The following is a 15,034-nucleotide window of genomic DNA, read 5'->3' on the forward strand; positions in this document are numbered from 1 at the left end:
GGTCCACGTCTCGGGTGCCGGGCGGACCGCGGCCGCGGCGCGACTACCCTGAGCGGCATGCTCGCAGCTGGTGTTCCATGATCGGCGTCCTGGCCCTGCAGGGGGACGTGGCCGAGCATGCCCGGCTGATCGGTCAGGCCGGCGGCGAGGTGCGCCCGGTGCGGCGGGCCCGTGAGTTGGCCGGACTGTCCGGCTTGATCATTCCCGGCGGCGAGTCGACGACGATCGGCAAGCTGTTGGTCGCGTTCGATTTGTACGACGAGCTGCGCGGGGCGATCAAGGAAGGGCTGCCGGTGCTCGGGACCTGCGCCGGCCTGATCATGCTCGCCGACACGATCGTCGGCGGCACCGAGGACCAGCGCACGCTGGGCGGGATCGACATGGTGGCGCGGCGGAACGCGTTCGGCCGGCAGGTCGACTCGTTCGAGGCCGACCTCGAGCTGCGCGGGCTGGAGGCTCCGTTCCGGGCGGTGTTCATCCGGGCGCCCTGGGTGGAGCGGGTCGGCCCCGGCGTCGAGGTGCTGGCCGCGTACGAGGGCCATCCGGTGGCCGTACGGCAGGGGAGCCTGTGGGCCACCTCGTTCCATCCGGAACTGACCGGCGACCCGCGACTCCACGCGGCGTTCCTGTCAGCGACGGCGGTGCAGTAGCCAGGCGGCCAGGACGCCGCCGATGGCGCCGCCCAGGTGGGCCTGCCAGGAGACGCCGGCCGCGCCGGGCAGCACGCCGACGATGAGCCCGCCGTAGAACAGCAGGACCGCGGCCGCGATCACGACCTGGCCGGGCTTGCGGGACCAGATCCCGCGCGCCAGCAGGTACGTCAGCCAGCCGAAGATCAGGCCGCTGGCACCGATGATCACCGTGTTGACCGGGGTGAGCAGCCAGGCGGCCAGGCCGGAGGTGATGATCGAGATCAGGCTGGACCAGATCCACCGCGCCACACCGCCGAGCATGACCAGCAGCCCGAGCACGAAGAACGGCACCGAGTTGCTGATCAGGTGGGTCCAGCCGGCGTGCAGCAGGGGTGCGGCGAAGATGCCGGGCAGTCCGTCCAGTTCCTGGGCGTGGATGCCGTACCCGTCCAGCCGGCCGCCGATCAGCGAGTCGAAGCCCTCCAGCACCCACAGCAACGCGAGCAGGCCGCCCATGACGACGGCGGAGCGGACGACGTTCGCCGCTCCGGCACGGACCGGGGACGGGCCGGCGGGGGAGATGCTGCTGGACACGGGTGCTCCTCGGGGTCCGGTTCTTCCGGGTGATCCAGCTTGCCCGTTCCCGCCAAACGCCGCACGGCAAGCCCTCGATGCGGCGTGCGGGCGGCCTGGCGGGTGCGCGGACGGCGGTAGAGGTGCGCGGCCGGGCAGGAGGGGCCGACGGGCTCGCACGCTCGCGGGACGATGTCCCGGACCGGGGTCGTAGCGGGATCGAGACCTGGGCCTGTCGCCCGGGATCCGCGGCCGGACCAGGATCGGGGCGTGCTGGAGCCGCTGCCGTTGATCTCGCTGTCCGTCCCCGAACTGCTGGCGGTGCCGGCCGTCCTCGCGCTGGTGTTCAGCCGCCGGCTGCCGGAGCGCTCCCGGACCGGAGTGCGGCTCGTGGCCTTCGCCGTCGGCGCGGTCGCCCTGGCGGGGATCCTGGTCGCCGGTCCGCGGTGGGTGCTGCTCCCGGTGCTGGCCGCGTTCCTGCTGGTCCTGCCGGGCACGGTCGTCGCGCTGGTCCGGGCCCGCCGCGGCCGCCCGGGCCGGATCGGGCGCCGCTGGGCCGCGGTCCTCGGCACGGTGGTCCTGGTCGGCCTGACCGGTGCCGGCGTGGCGCTCGCGGTGCTGCTGCCGGTGCCGAGGCTGCCGGTGCCGACGGGGCCGTACCCGGTCGGGACCAGGGTCGTCCAGTGGACCGATCCGGACCGGCCGGAGCCCGCCGAGCCGGCCGAACGCCGGGTGGTCGTGGCCCAGCTCTGGTATCCGGCGCTGCCCTCGGACGGGCCCCGGGCCCACCTTCTCGGACGTACGGCAGCGGAGGCCGGCACGGTCGCGGCGGCGGTGGCGGGCCAGTACGGGCTGCCGGCGTTCCTGCTCGACGGACCCGCCCGCGCACGGTCCCGCGCCCGCCAGGATGCCGAACCGGCTGCCGGGCGATTCCCGGTCGTGCTCTTCTCGCCCGGTCTCGGCGCGGTCCGGACCCAGAGCACGGCCTGGGCCGAGGAACTCGCCTCCCGCGGCTACGTCGTCGCGGCGCTGGACCACCCGTACGACTCGGCGGCGGTCCAGCTCGCCGACGGCCGGGTGATCACGTCGAGGCTGGTCGCGACCGGCGACGACGCCGAGGACAACCGCCGGGCGCTCCGCTCGACCGAGCTCCGGGCCGCCGACCTCAGCTTCGTCCGGCAGCGGCTGGCCGATCCGGCGGGCCCCCTGGCCGGCCGGCTGGACCTGGGCCGGATCGCGGTCGCCGGCCATTCGCTCGGCGGCGCCGCGGCCCTGCTGGCGGCCCGGCTCGACCCTGCGTTCGGCGCGGTGATCGATCTGGACGGCTATCCGCGCGACCCGAGCCCGGATCCGTACCCGCAACCGGTGCTGGCGCTGCGACACCAGCCGGACGGCGAGGAGACCGCCGACTACGGGTCCCGGCTGACCGACGCGCTGCGGCGCAGCCGGGCGACCGGCTATCTGATCATGGTCCCGGGCACCGCCCATCTGACCTTCACCGACGCCCCGCTGTACCTGCCGCCGCTGCCCGGACTGATCGGCTCGCTGGGCCGGACCGACGGGCTCGCGATCACCGCCCGCGCGAGTGCCGACTTCCTCGACTCCGCCTTCTCCGGTACGGATCCGGCGCCTCGGCTGGCTCGTCACGGCGAGCTCCAGGTGATCGATTGACCTACCCCGGTCGCGGCCGTCGGCGACCGGTCGGGCCAGAATGGTGCACCACCTCCTCGGTCCACCGGGGGTCGAGTCCACTGTGAGAGAGGGAGCCACTCGATGGCGGAACCATTCACCGTCGGCATGATCGGCGCCGGCGCGATCGCCAGCGCCCACCTGCCCGCCTGGCTGAGCCTCGGCGTCCGGGTCCTGGTCTACGCCAAGGACGACCCGTCGCCGTTGCTGAACCGGGTCGGCGGCGGCGAGGCCGTCGGATCGCTGGACGAACTGCTCGCCTCGGTCGACGCGGTCGACGTCTGCACGCCGACCACGACGCACGCCGAGCTGGTCCGGGCGGCGGCCGCGGCGGGGCGGGACGTGCTGTGCGAGAAGCCGTTCGCGCTGTCCAGCGCCGACGCCGAGTCCATGATCACGGCCTGCGCCGATGCGGGTGTGCAGCTCTACCCGGCGCACGTGGTCCGCTACTTCAGCGAGTACGTGACCATGCACGACGCGGTCGCCGCCGGCAGGATCGGCGACATCGCGGTGCAGCGGTTCACCCGGGCCGGTTCGCGCCCGGTCCGGCCCTGGTACCTGGACGACGCACTGAGCGGCGGCCTGGTGGTCGACCAGAGCATCCATGATCTTGACTTCGCCCGCTGGAACGCCGGCGAGGTGGCGACCGTGTTCGCCCGCGACACCGGTGCCGATCCGGCGGTCCCGGTGCGCAGCACCCAGGTGATCCTGACGCACACGAGCGGCGCGATCAGTTACGTGAACGGCACCTGGGCCCGGCCCGGAACGACGTTCCGCACCACGTTCCAGATCGCCGGCACCGGCGGGCTGCTGCAGCACGACTCGACCGAGCATCGGCCGCTGGTGATCGACGGCGGTGCCGCCGACGACTCCGGCACCGGTCTGCTGCCGGACGCGGGCTTCACCGAAAGCCCTTATCTGACGGAGATCCGCGAGTTCCACGCCGCGTTCACCACCGGCGCGCCGACCCGGGTCAGCGCCGCCGACGGGCTGGCCGCGGTCAAGATCGCCGAGGCCGCCGCGACCTCGATCCGGACCGGCCAGCCGGTCCACCTGACCACCGATTCCGTCGCCGAGGAGGCAGCCCGATGAAGATCGCGATGATGTCGTTCGCCCATCTGCACGCGGTCTCCTACGTGCACGCGCTGAAGCGGCTCGGGATCGAGGTGATCGCCAGCGATCCCGATCATGATCAGCGACCGGCCGGCGAGGCGGGCGGCCCGAGCCTGGCCGCCGACCTCGGCGTCCCGTACTTCGACGACTACCAGGCGCTGCTGGCCACCGAGCCGGACGGCGTGATCATCTGCTCCGAGAACGCCAAGCACCGTGAGCTGACCGAGCTGGCCGCGGCCGCCGGCGCGCACGTCATGTCGGAGAAGCCGATCGCGACCAGCACCGCCGATGCCCGGGCCATGATCGACGCCTGTGCCGCGGCGGGGGTGAACCTGATGGTCGCCTACCCGGTCCGGTTCTCCTCGGCGTTCGCCGCGACCAAGGCCGCCTACGACGCCGGGTCGCTCGGCCAGGTGCTCTCGGTGACCGGCACCAACAACGGCCGGATCCCGCTGGACGCCCGGTCCTGGTTCGTCGACCCGGCCCTGGCCGGCGGCGGCTCGCTGGCCGACCACACCGTGCACGTGGCCGATCTGCTGGACTCGCTGTTCGACGGCACCCGGGCCGCCGAGGTGTACGCGTCGGTCAACAAGATCCTGCACGCCGACAAGGTCGAGGTGGAGACGGCCGGCCTGGTCTCGATCCGGTACGCCAACGGGGTGCTGGCCACAATCGACTGCAGCTGGTCCAAGCCGCCGAACTACCCGACCTGGGGCGGCCTGACCCTGCAGTTGGTCGGCACCGGCGGGATCGCCGACATGGACGCCTTCAACAGCCGGGTGGACGGCTTCTCCGAGGCCGACAAGAAGTCGCTCTGGCTGGCCTACGGCGGCGACGCGGACACGGCCCTGGTGGCCGAGTTCGTGGACGCGATCGCGACCGGCCGGCGGCCCCAGCCGGACGGCGAGGCGGGGCTGCGCTCGATGGAGATCGTCGAGGCGGCCTATGAGTCCGTACGCAGTGGCGAGCCGGTGGTGATCAACTGAACTGACGGTGCACCAGGGGTGACCTTTATGATGTGATCGCCCCAGATCTACCGCCGACGGCGACGGCGGATCCAGGCATCGGAGGTGTGACGGCATGGGCAAGGGCTCGAATCTTCGAACCCTCGGCGACTTCAATCAGGCGGTCGTCCTCGATGCCATTCGCCGTTCCCCGCACGGCCGGAGCCGGGTCGAGCTGGGTGAGCTGACCGGGCTCACCCAGCAGACGATGTCCAACATCGCCCGCAAACTGCTGCAGGCCGAGCTGGTGCTGGAGACCGGCAAGGTGGCCCAGGCCCGGGGCAAACCGCGCACCCTGCTGGAGGTCAATCCGGACGGGCACTACGCGATCGGCGTGCACGTCGACCCGGCCAACCTGAACTTCGTCCTGGTCGACCTGGCCGGGCACGTCCGGGCGGACCGGCGGCTGCCGACGCCGTCGAACCACACCCCGGCCGGCATCGTGAACCTGATCAAGGTCACCTGCGACGCGTTGATCGCCGAGGCCGGGATCGACCAGACCCGGCTGCTCGGCCTGGGCGTCGCGGCCCCCGGCCCGATCGACATCGAGTCCGGGGTGCTGCTGGACCCGCCGCAGCTGCCGTCCTGGCACAACGTCGGCCTGCGCTCCGAGCTGCGCGAGGCCACCGGGCTGCACGTCCTGCTGGACAAGGACGCCACCGCGGCGGCGACCGGCGAGCTGTGGGCGTCCAGCGAGCGGCGCCGGGACTTCCTGTTCTTCTATCTCGGCAGCGGCGTCGCGGCCGGCGTGGTGGTCGGCGGCGAGGTGATCCGCGGCGTCAGCAACAACGTCGGCGAGGTCGGCGAGATCATCGTCGATCCCGAGGCCGAGGATCTCGACTACGGGCGGCGCGGCTCGCTGAACACGTCCTGCGCGCCGCAGGGTCTGGTCCGGCAGGCGGTCCGGCACGGGCTGCTGGACCCGCCGGCCACCGAGACCGACTACGCGGACCTGCAGCAGCGGTTCACCCGGCTGTGCCGGCTGGCCGACGAGGGCAACGCGGAGGCGACCGCGATGCTGGAGGCCTCGGCCCGCCGGCTCGGTGCCGGCATCGCCCTGATGATCAACATGCTCGATCTCGATCTTGCGGTGATCGGCGGCCCGATCTGGTCGCTGGTCCGGGATCGCTTCCTGGAGGTCGTTCCGGAGGGGATGAAGGGCTGGCTGGTCCGCCCCGACGCCGGCGTACGGGTCGAGGGCTCGATCGTCGGCGACCGGGTCGCGGCGCACGGCGCGGCGGCCCTGGTCCTTGATCATTTCCTGTCCGCGCACCCTTCCGTACTGCTGATGGAGTGACCTATCCGGCGCGATGAGTGATCAACAAGCGGCCCGGCAGCCGTACCTCCGCGCCGTCGATCCGGGCGGACACCTCGGCCGGCCGGACCTCGGTGCCGGTCCAGTCCGGCGCGGCGAACCGAGTGATCAACTCGTCCCGGCCGGCGTCGGCGTGCTCGCTGCCCGGGTCGTCGCGGGCCAGCAGGACGAGCCGGGCGCCGGGCTCGCAGAGGTCCCGCAGTTCCCCGGCGTACGCGGTCCGGGAGGCCTCGTCCAGGCCGAGCAGCAGCCCGGAGTCGACCACCGTCCGGGGCCGCAGCGGCAGTGCGCCGAGCCGGGTCGCGTCGGCGACCAGGAAGGTGACGTCGAGCGTGTCGTCGGTGATCTTGGCCCGGGCCTGCTCGATCGCGGCCGCGGAGAAGTCGAAGGCCAGCACCCGGTGGCCGCGGGAGGCCAGCCAGAGCGCGAGGTCGCCGGTGCCGCAGCCGGCGTCCAGCACCGGGTCCTCGAACGGCTCCCGTACCAGCAGGTCGGCCAGGGCGGGCTGTGGCCCGCCGAGCTCCCAGGGTGGGCGCCCGTCGGCGTACAACCGCTCGAAATCCTGCCTGCTTCGCTGCCCGGCCATGGATTCATGGTGCCGCATCGCGAACCAGACCTACAGACTTCACGCCCGATCGCCTAGGCTGCTCGTCGATAGTTTCGCGACAACACAAACCTCACACCCCAACACCACACCCAGCATCGGAGACAGGACACAATGAAGATCGGTGTCATCGGCACGGGCCAGTTCGCGGGAAGCTTCATCCGGTTGTGGCAGCTGCATCCGGACGTCACCTCCATCGTCGTCACCGACCTGCTGCCGGAGCGGGCCGAGGAGACGAACGCCAAGTTCGGCATCGACGGCACGGTCCCGTCGGCTGAGGAGCTGCTGGCCTCCGACGTGGACGCGGTGGCGGTGATGACGCAGCGCTGGACCCACGGCGAGCTGGTGATCAACGCCCTGAAGGCCGGCAAGCACGTCTACTCGGCGGTGCCGATGGCCGTGTCGGCGGAGGAGATCGCGGAGATCATCAAGCTGGTCGAGCAGACCGGCCTGATCTACATGATGGGTGAGACCAGCTACTACAACCCGGCCGTCGTCTGGGCCCGGGACAAGATCGCCGCCGGCGAGTTCGGCCGGGTCTTCTACGGCGAGGGCGACTACGTGCACGACATGGACAACGGGTTCTACTCCGCGTACCAGTTCAGCGGCGGCGAGAACTGGAAGTCGACGGCGTCGTACCCGCCCATGCTCTACCCGACCCACGCGGTGGGCGGCGTGCTGGGCGCCTGGCCGACGCACGCGACCTCGGTCAGCTGCATCGGCATCGTCGACGACCGCGGCGACGGGGTGTTCGACCGTGAGGTGTCGATGTTCGACAACGACTACTCCAACATGAGCGCGCTGTTCCACCTGGCCGACGGCGGCGTGATGCGGACCAACGAGTTCCGCCGGGTCGGCCATCCGGGCCGGGTGCACGAGTCGCGGTTCCGGTTCTACGGCACCGAGGGCGTGATGGAGCAGACCTCGACCGGCGCGAGCTGGAGCGACCGCAAGGAGATCGAGGACATCAGCGAGCTGTTCTACACCCGGGAGTACCAGGCCGAGCGGCACACGGACCTGGCCGGGCTGGACCCGGAACTCCTGCACAGCTTCAGCTCCGGGATGGCGAAGGCCCATGATCGTTCCCGGCTGCCGAAGGAGTTCGAGGGCGCCCCGAACGGTCACGAGGGCTCGCACCACTTCCTCGCCGACGACTTCGTCCGCGCCGTCACCAAGAAGTCGCAGCCCCCGATCAACGCCTGGGTCGCGGCCCGATTCACGCTGCCCGGCGTCGCCGCCTTCGCCTCGGCCCGCCAGGACGGCGCCCGGATCGAGGTGCCCGACCACGGCCCCGGCCCGGACGTGGACCTGGCCGCCTTCCGCTGAGCCCTGGTGAGCCCTGGTCGGTTTTTCACGTTAACGTGAAAAACCGGCACTTTACACAGGTTGCAACGTGTGTAAAGCGTCAGGAAGGTGGGTCAAGTCGGGTTACCAATCGGTGGCCAGGATGGCGAAGCTGAGCAGCCAGTGGGTGGAGGCGAAGTGGGCCTCCGTCACCAGCGGCAGGGCCGGTTCGCGGAGTTGGATCGCCGCAGCCACGAGCCGGCTGTGCCGCTGGTCCTCGGTCGGCAGCGAGCCGGCCAGCCGGGACAGCTGCCAGGACTTGGACAGCGCCAGGCCGGTCAGGTGCGCCAGCTGGCCGTCGGCAGTGTCCTCGACCGGCATCGGCCGCAGCAGCCGGTCCAGGTCCGGGTCGGGCTTCGGCTTGCGGGCCAGGCCGGGCAGGAACCGGTCGAGCCAGGCCGGGAACTCGGTGTCGAGCACCCGCAGCATCAGTTCGGCCTCGCTCAGGGCGGGGGACAGGAAGTCGGTCCCGGACGGCTCGTACGCGAGCGGGGCGGCGGTGTCGCCGCCGTACGCCTTCCGTGCGTAGTCGTTGATCAACTCCACCACGTCGGCCCGGCCGATCACGGTGAACGCGTGGTGCATCAGGCTGAGCGCGAAGGCCGTGTTGCCGTGCAGGCCGTGCCGGACCGGATGCGGCAGCCGGGGCAGGAAGTCGATGATCAAGTCGGCGATGCAGGCGACGAGCTCGCTGGTCGCCTCGACCCACGGGTCGGCGAACTGGTCCAGGCAGCGCCAGGTCTCGGCGCCGAGCATCGCCGCCCAGGCCCAGCCGTACGGCCGCTCGAATCCGGGATGATCATGAAGATAGGTCACTTCGGCGGCGATCTTGGCCGGGGTCAGCCGGGCGTCCAGCAGGTCGCAGACCGGCCCGGTCAGCTGTTCGGCGTCCAGGGCGGGGCGGTGGATCGTCAGCAGCCGGACCAGGGACCACTGCAGGTGCACGCTGGAGTGCCAGTCGAAGCTGCCGTGGAAGGCCGGGTGCAGCGTCCGCGGGGTGACGTCGTTGTCGTAGGCGTCCCGGCTGACGTGATGGCTGGCGTACGGGTACGCGGTGCCGAGCGAGCGCGCGGCGACCCGTACCCAGGACTTGATCAGCTGCTGATCGACCATCGTGGCCCGCCCCTCTGCAGTCGGTCGGTTCCCCCTGCTGTGCCTACTCCGTGCGCGCGTGCACGGTGAGGGACAGCCGGGCGTTCCGGGTCTCGTCGGGCTGCACCCAGACGGTCGCCTTGGAGATTCGGCGCGCGTCGTGGATGCCGTGCGCCGGCCAGCTGCTGGACGGCGTCAGGGCCAGGAAGTAGCCGTCGCCGAACCAGGGGAAGCCGCGCCGGTGGCCGGACTCCAGCGAGTACCAGGCGTACGGCCAGGACTCGGCGTCCCAGCTGAGGTCGAGACCGAGATCGGCCGCCGGATTCCGTACGGTGATCCGGGGATCGACGAAGTCGGTCAGGTAGGCCAGCCGGGCATGATCGGCGCGCGGCCCGACCACCCGGCGCAAGTTGATCATGGAGTCCTCGCCGACCGAGCGCGGCCACGGCATCACGTCGTTGTAGTTGGCGCCGGAGGTCGCGGTCGGGTCCGGGTGGACGATCGTCGCGCCGCTCTCGATCACGGTGTCCGGGCCGAGCAGCGGCGCGCCGAGCACCACCTGCTGGCCCCACATCACCTCGACCGCTTCGTTCGCGTCGTTGTGGACCGACTCCTCGACGGTGATCGTCGGGCCGTCCACGGTGACGATCTTGGTCACCCGGAACGGGCTGCGGACCAGCCGGGTGGTCATGATCACCGACGAGCCGTCGACCTGCCAGTCGAACGGGGCCAGCCGGGTCTCGCCGTTGTAGCCCCACTCGACGCCGTGCGCGTGGGCGGTGTCGCCGCCGTTGGGGAACAGCGTCTGCCAGCCGCCCGGGAAATGATCAAGCATCGACGCCTCGGCGTTGCCGGGCAGGGTCGGCGTCAGCGGCCGGAGTCCCCACGGGGTGCGCCAGAGCAGTTCGGCGTCGTCGTCCGGCCGCCGGAGTGAGGTCACCGTGCCGCCCAGGCCCGGGACCAGTTCGGCGACGATCCCCTCGGAGCGGATCCGGAGCACGTCCCAGCCGCGCTCGGTGTGAGTTTCGACCTCGGTCATAGCGATGAAGCCTACTGATCGACCGGGGCCCGCACTGACGCGCGTCGGGATCGTGATTCAGTCGACGATCTTGATCGCGGTGATCCAGTCGGCGGCGTCGCTGGACATCATCAGCGTGACGTCGCCGCGGGGGAGCAGAAAGGTGAGGTAGCCGCGGGCCGCGTCGCCGGGTTCGAGCACGCCGACATCGAGATCGCCGTGGGCGAAGGAGTCCTCCGCGCGGACCGGGTTGGCCAGGTCGCGGGCGGCGAAGAAGTAGGCCGGGTCGTAGTCGACGACGCCGTCCAGGGCGCGCAGTTCGACCTGCACCCGGAGCCGGACCTCCGACGAGCCGGGCTTGCGGAGCCAGGTGTGGTCGATCACGGTGAGTTCGCCGCGTCCCTGCGGGGTGGTGAACTCGATCGCGTCGGGTTCGCCGGCGGGGTCGGATGCGACGGCCGGCGGTGCGGTGATCACCGGCGACGGGACCGGCCTTCTGGCCTCTTCCGCGGCCTTCCGGTTGTCCTGGACGCTGCCGGCCACGATGATCACGGCGGCCAGGGCGAGGATCACGAAGGTGCCGACGGCCGGAGCGATCCGGAGCAGCAGGGAGCGGCGGCGCGGAGGTTCGGGTGCGGGCCGCGGTGCGGCCGGTGGCGTACCCAGGGGTCGATCGGCCAAGGGGAGCCCGGAAGCGGGTGGCGCGAAGGCGGGGCCGCTGGAACTTCGACCGAGACCGGGGGCGGTCCGACTGGTCGAGTCCGCCCGCTCGATCTCGTGACTCACACCCATCACGTTACCGTGGCGTCGGACGAGATGCAGCAAGTCCGCGGCGGCCGCCGGCGCTGTCCACAGGCGCCCGCCGACTTTCTCGGTTGTCCACAGATTTTCTTTCCGCCGGCGGATTCGGCGGGAATGACGCAGAACCATGGGCATGAAACGTGCCCAACCTCACCGGCCTCCGCCGCCGGCCGTCCGGCTCGACGCCCGCGATCCGCAGGAGCTGCTCGGCCTGATTCCCTACCTGCTCGGCTTCCAGCCCGAGGAGTCCTTCGTCCTGCTGCTGTTCCAGGGCAACGACCTGCTGCTGACGGCGCGGGTGGACCTGCCGCCGGCCGCCGGCGCCGACCAGTGGGCCGACTACGGTCATGCGCTCGCGGTCGCCCACCGGGCGTCCGGAGCGGTCGCGGTGGCGTACGGCCGCGACTTCACCGCGGCCACCGCGCTGCTGGACCGCTGGCGGGCCTGCTGGGCCCGAGCCGAGCGGGCCCGCCCGAGCTGCGTGCTGCACGACGTGTTGTACGCCGACGGCGAGCGCTGGTGGTCCCGCACCACGGCGTTCGGCAGGTCCAGGACGTCCGGCATCCCGTACGATCCACGGGCCAGCGGCGCGGCCGCGGCGGCGGTGCTGGCCGGCCTGCCGGTGCTGGCCAGCCGGGCCGAGCTGGAGGCGAGCATCGCCGGCCCGGACGAGCCCGAGCGGCCCAGTCTCGCCGCGCTGGCGGCCAGGGCGGTCCGCGACCTGGACCGCCTGCAGCCGCGGGCGCGCCAGATCGCGATGGTCGAGGCCGTGCAGGCCGGGCTGGCCACCGAGCCGTCGGACGCGGAATGCGCCCGACTGGCCGTGCTCGCGGCGACGATCGAGGCCCGGGACGCCGCCTGGTCCATGATCACGGTCGACCGCGCCGACGACCACCTCGAGCTGTGGCGCCGGGTGGTGAGCCGGACCATCGACCGGTACGCCCTCGCCCCACTGGCGCTGACCGGTGCCGCGGCCTGGGTCAGCGGGCACGGTGCGCTGCTCAACTGCTGTGTCGAACGCGGGCTGCGGCTCGATCCGTCGTACAGCATGATCACGCTGCTGGCGGAGCTGGGCAGCAGCGGGATCCCGCCCACGCTGTGGCACGAGCTGGGGCCGCGGATCCGGGAGGAGGTGTGGCCGGAGACCGGATGATCAGTCGTCGTCGGCGACGTGCGGGAAGCCCTGCACGGCGATGGTGATCCGGCGGCTGCCCGGCGCCTTCTCCCGCTGGCTGGTGAGGGGCTTCAGCACCTCACTGATCCGCTCGCCGACCTGCTTCAGTTCCTCGGGCGAGAGATCCGTGTCGATCTGCATCTCGAACCCGACGTGCTGCCAGGGCTCGGGCAGGTCCCGCTGACGCCGCGCCCAGGCCTCGATCCGCCGGGCCAGCGCACTGCGCAGCGCCTGGCCCATCGCCAGCGCGGCCCGCCGCGCGTCACCGGCCAGGTTCTCCGGCTCGACCCGCATCCAGCCGTGCCGGATCTGCCAGGGCCGGTTGCGCCCCTTGCCGCCCTCGGCCTCCTCGATGAACCCGTACTTGGCCAGGGTCCGCAGGTGGAACGAGCAGTTCGCCGGGCTCTCGCCGATCCGGTCCGAGACCTCGGTCGCGGTGAGCGGTCCCTCGTCGTCCAGCAGGTCCCGGATCCGCAGCCGGAGCGGGTGCGCCAGGGCCCGCATCGCCCGCGGGTCCTCGAGCGGGTCGACCTTTTCGAAAGACACGTTTCGAATCTAGTCGGGTGGCGGTGGCCGGTCAATGGCGACCGGGCTCGGCGGCGGGTGACGTAGGGGCGCGGGAGGTGGGTGGAGGGGCACGGGGGTGGGTGGGGAGGGGGAGGGGCCCCCAAGGATCAAGGGAGGAGGCGTTGCTCCTTGGCGACCGCGACGGCGCCGGTCCGGGTGTCGACGCCGAGCTTCTCGTAGATCCGGCCGAGGTGCGTCTTCACGGTGGCCTCGCTGAGGAACAGGGCCTTCGCGATGTCGCGGTTGGACAGGCCGAGGGCGAGCTGGCCGAGGATGTCGTGCTCGCGCGGGGTCAGGGTGGGCCGGGGGCTGCGCATCTGGGCCATCACCCGGTGTGCGACGGGCGCGGACAGGGCGGTGCGGCCGGCGGCGGCGCTGTGGATGGCGGCGAACAGTTCCTCCGGTCGCTCCGCCTTCAGCAGGTAGCCGGTGGCGCCGGCGGCGATCGCGCGGGTGATGTCGGCGTCGGTGTCGTACGTGGTCAGCACCAGCACGTGGACGCCGCCGCCGGCCGCGGTGATCTGCCGGGTCGCCTCGATGCCGTCGATGCCGTCGCCCAGCTGGAGGTCCATCAGCACCACGTCGGGGTCGAGGGCGGCGGCCTGGGCCACCGCCTCCTCGCCGCTGCCGGCCTCGCCGACGACCTCGATGTCCGGGGCGCTGGCGAGCAGGGCGCGCAGGCCGGCCCGGACCACCACGTGGTCGTCGCAGAGCAGGAGCCGGACGGCGGAGTCGGTGTCGGTCATGGGGCGGGGACCTCCAGAGTCGCGGGTACGGCGACGGACACGACCGTGCCGTCGCCGGGGGCGGACTCGACGGCCAGGGTCCCGCCGAGCTGGCCGACCCGGGCCCGCATGGCGGGCAGTCCGTGGCCTCGGTCGGCCGGACCGGGCCCGGTGGCGGCCGGGTCGAAGCCGCGGCCGTTGTCGGCGACGTCGAGGCGTACCTGGTCGCCGAGGTAGGTGACGGTGACGGCGGCCCGGGTGGCGCCGGAATGCTCGCGTACGTTGGCGAGCGCGCCCTGGGCCACCCGCAGCAGGGCGGACTGGACCCGGTCGGGCAACGGTCCGGGCGTGCCGTCGACCTGGCAGGCCACGATCCGTTCGGCGGTGGTCTCGCGGTCGGCCAGCGCGCGCAGCGCGGACGGCAGGTCGCCGCTCTCGGCGAGGTCGGCCGGTGCCAGGTCGTGGACGAAGCGGCGGGCCTCGGCGAGGCCGCGTTCCGCGACGGCCGCCGCGGTGTGGACGTGCTCGCGGGCCCGGGCCGGTTCGGCGTCCCAGAGCCGGTCGGCGGCCTGCAGCAGCATGCGTTGGCTGGACAGGCCCTGGGCGATCGTGTCGTGGATCTCCATCGACAGCCGCTGCCGCTCGGCGAGGGTGCCCGCGCGCCGTTCGGTGGCGGCGAGCTCGGCCCGGGTCCGGACCAGGTCGTCGATCAACGCGGCCTGGCGGGTCGTCTGCCGATCCATCACGACGAACACCGCGGTGGCGAGCGCGGCGACGGCGGGCGGGCCGACCACCCAGTCCAGATCGAACCGGCCGGCCAGCCGCAGCTGGGCGAAGATCACCAGGCCGGTGAACAGGACGATCATGACCAGTGCCAGCCGCAGCGGCAGCATCCGCAGCGCCAGGTAGAACAGCGGTACCGCGCACCAGGCGAAGCTCGGTGCCAGGTTCACCAGCACCGACCAGACCCCGACCACGCCGCAGAGCCAGACCAGCCGGGCCGCGCCGGCGCCGAGAAGCCGGGACAGGGCGAGCCCGTACAGGACGGCCAGGGCGGCGGCCATCAGGTACACGAGGGCCGCCTGCACGTCGCCGCCGTGCCGTTGGGTGAACCGGAACAGGGCCGATCCGAGCAGGACGAAGAACGCGCTGTGGATGACGAGCGCCAGCCGGCGGGCGTCCCCGCCGGCAGTCGCCAGGTCGTCGGCGTGCGCCGGGTTCGGGTCGGGCGCCGGAGTGTTGCCGGCCATGGGTCCGCTCCTCTCCTGACCTGCGAGAACACCCATTCTGGCCCAGCCCCGGCGGCCCGCGGGTCATCCGATCGGCTGACCCCGGGCTCACCCGTCCGGCGGCGGAGGACCAGCCACTGCGACGACGCGCGGA

The 15,034-nt window shown here is 72.3% G+C and carries 15 protein-coding genes; 7 read left to right on the forward strand and 8 right to left on the reverse strand.

Translation table 11 applies throughout. From position 1 onward, the window contains the following. Positions 1-77: 77 nt before the first annotated feature. A complete protein-coding gene (gene pdxT, locus AC6CCG_RS06125) occupies positions 78-650 on the forward strand; it encodes a pyridoxal 5'-phosphate synthase glutaminase subunit PdxT (protein ID WP_496653584.1) in 573 nt (190 codons plus the stop codon). On the opposite strand, the gene AC6CCG_RS06130 is transcribed toward pdxT, so the two are convergent. Beyond that, on the reverse strand, positions 630-1,226 hold the full coding sequence (locus AC6CCG_RS06130; protein ID WP_496653585.1) for a rhomboid family intramembrane serine protease: 597 nt from the start codon (positions 1,224-1,226) through the stop codon (positions 630-632). The genes pdxT and AC6CCG_RS06130 overlap by 21 nt on opposite strands. 249 nt (positions 1,227-1,475) lie before the next feature. On the opposite strand from AC6CCG_RS06130, the gene AC6CCG_RS06135 reads away from it, so the two are divergent. The 4 genes from AC6CCG_RS06135 to AC6CCG_RS06150 all read left to right on the forward strand — a co-directional run bounded on the left by AC6CCG_RS06135 (position 1,476) and on the right by AC6CCG_RS06150 (position 6,308). Continuing rightward, positions 1,476-2,876, forward strand: a complete 1,401-nt coding sequence (locus AC6CCG_RS06135; protein ID WP_496653586.1) for an alpha/beta hydrolase family protein — start codon at positions 1,476-1,478, stop codon at positions 2,874-2,876. 102 nt (positions 2,877-2,978) lie between these two features. After that, a complete protein-coding gene (locus AC6CCG_RS06140) occupies positions 2,979-3,986 on the forward strand; it encodes a Gfo/Idh/MocA family protein (protein WP_496653587.1) in 1,008 nt (335 codons plus the stop codon). Continuing rightward, positions 3,983-4,993: a Gfo/Idh/MocA family protein gene (locus AC6CCG_RS06145; protein WP_496653588.1), complete on the forward strand. Its 1,011-nt coding sequence runs from the start codon at positions 3,983-3,985 to the stop codon at positions 4,991-4,993. The genes AC6CCG_RS06140 and AC6CCG_RS06145 overlap by 4 nt, the downstream gene beginning before the upstream one ends. 94 nt (positions 4,994-5,087) lie before the next feature. Further along, complete coding sequence (locus tag AC6CCG_RS06150; protein WP_496653589.1) at positions 5,088-6,308, forward strand: ROK family protein; 1,221 nt, start codon at positions 5,088-5,090, stop codon at positions 6,306-6,308. Between the two features lies 1 nt (position 6,309). Here AC6CCG_RS06150 and AC6CCG_RS06155 read toward each other — a convergent pair whose 3' ends face one another. Then, positions 6,310-6,912, reverse strand: a complete 603-nt coding sequence (locus tag AC6CCG_RS06155; protein WP_496653590.1) for a class I SAM-dependent methyltransferase — start codon at positions 6,910-6,912, stop codon at positions 6,310-6,312. A gap of 132 nt (positions 6,913-7,044) precedes the next feature. Here AC6CCG_RS06155 and AC6CCG_RS06160 point away from each other — a divergent pair, with 132 nt between their 5' ends. Further along, positions 7,045-8,256, forward strand: a complete 1,212-nt coding sequence (locus AC6CCG_RS06160) for a Gfo/Idh/MocA family protein (protein ID WP_496653591.1) — start codon at positions 7,045-7,047, stop codon at positions 8,254-8,256. 102 nt (positions 8,257-8,358) lie between these two features. Here AC6CCG_RS06160 and AC6CCG_RS06165 read toward each other — a convergent pair whose 3' ends face one another. Genes AC6CCG_RS06165 through AC6CCG_RS06175 form a run of 3 tightly spaced genes read right to left on the reverse strand, consistent with a single transcriptional unit; the run spans position 8,359 to position 11,065 of the window. Next, positions 8,359-9,387 carry a DUF2891 family protein gene (locus AC6CCG_RS06165; RefSeq protein WP_496653592.1) on the reverse strand — a complete coding sequence of 343 codons (1,029 nt, stop codon included), beginning with the start codon at positions 9,385-9,387 and terminating at the stop codon, positions 8,359-8,361. 43 nt (positions 9,388-9,430) lie between these two features. Beyond that, positions 9,431-10,405, reverse strand: coding sequence for a DUF4432 family protein (locus AC6CCG_RS06170; RefSeq protein ID WP_496653593.1), 975 nt, complete (start codon positions 10,403-10,405; stop codon positions 9,431-9,433). A 57-nt stretch (positions 10,406-10,462) separates the two neighbouring features. Beyond that, positions 10,463-11,065, reverse strand: coding sequence for a hypothetical protein (locus tag AC6CCG_RS06175; protein WP_496653594.1), 603 nt, complete (start codon positions 11,063-11,065; stop codon positions 10,463-10,465). Between the two features lie 247 nt (positions 11,066-11,312). On the opposite strand from AC6CCG_RS06175, the gene AC6CCG_RS06180 reads away from it, so the two are divergent. Next, entirely contained in the window at positions 11,313-12,338 is a 1,026-nt protein-coding gene (locus AC6CCG_RS06180; protein ID WP_496653595.1) for a DUF4192 domain-containing protein, read from the forward strand. Here the strand turns inward: AC6CCG_RS06180 and AC6CCG_RS06185 are convergent, their stop codons facing one another. The 3 genes from AC6CCG_RS06185 to AC6CCG_RS06195 all read right to left on the reverse strand — a co-directional run bounded on the left by AC6CCG_RS06185 (position 12,339) and on the right by AC6CCG_RS06195 (position 14,901). After that, positions 12,339-12,905, reverse strand: a complete 567-nt coding sequence (locus tag AC6CCG_RS06185; protein WP_496653596.1) for a helix-turn-helix domain-containing protein — start codon at positions 12,903-12,905, stop codon at positions 12,339-12,341. A 128-nt stretch (positions 12,906-13,033) separates the two neighbouring features. Further along, positions 13,034-13,672 (reverse strand): response regulator, encoded by a 639-nt coding sequence (locus tag AC6CCG_RS06190; protein WP_496653597.1) that lies wholly within the window; start codon positions 13,670-13,672, stop codon positions 13,034-13,036. Continuing rightward, positions 13,669-14,901 (reverse strand): sensor histidine kinase, encoded by a 1,233-nt coding sequence (locus tag AC6CCG_RS06195; RefSeq protein ID WP_496653598.1) that lies wholly within the window; start codon positions 14,899-14,901, stop codon positions 13,669-13,671. Before AC6CCG_RS06195 ends, AC6CCG_RS06190 begins: the two co-directional genes overlap by 4 nt. Positions 14,902-15,034 lie beyond the last annotated feature (133 nt).

Source organism: Microlunatus sp. YIM B11417 (genome assembly GCF_059617205.1).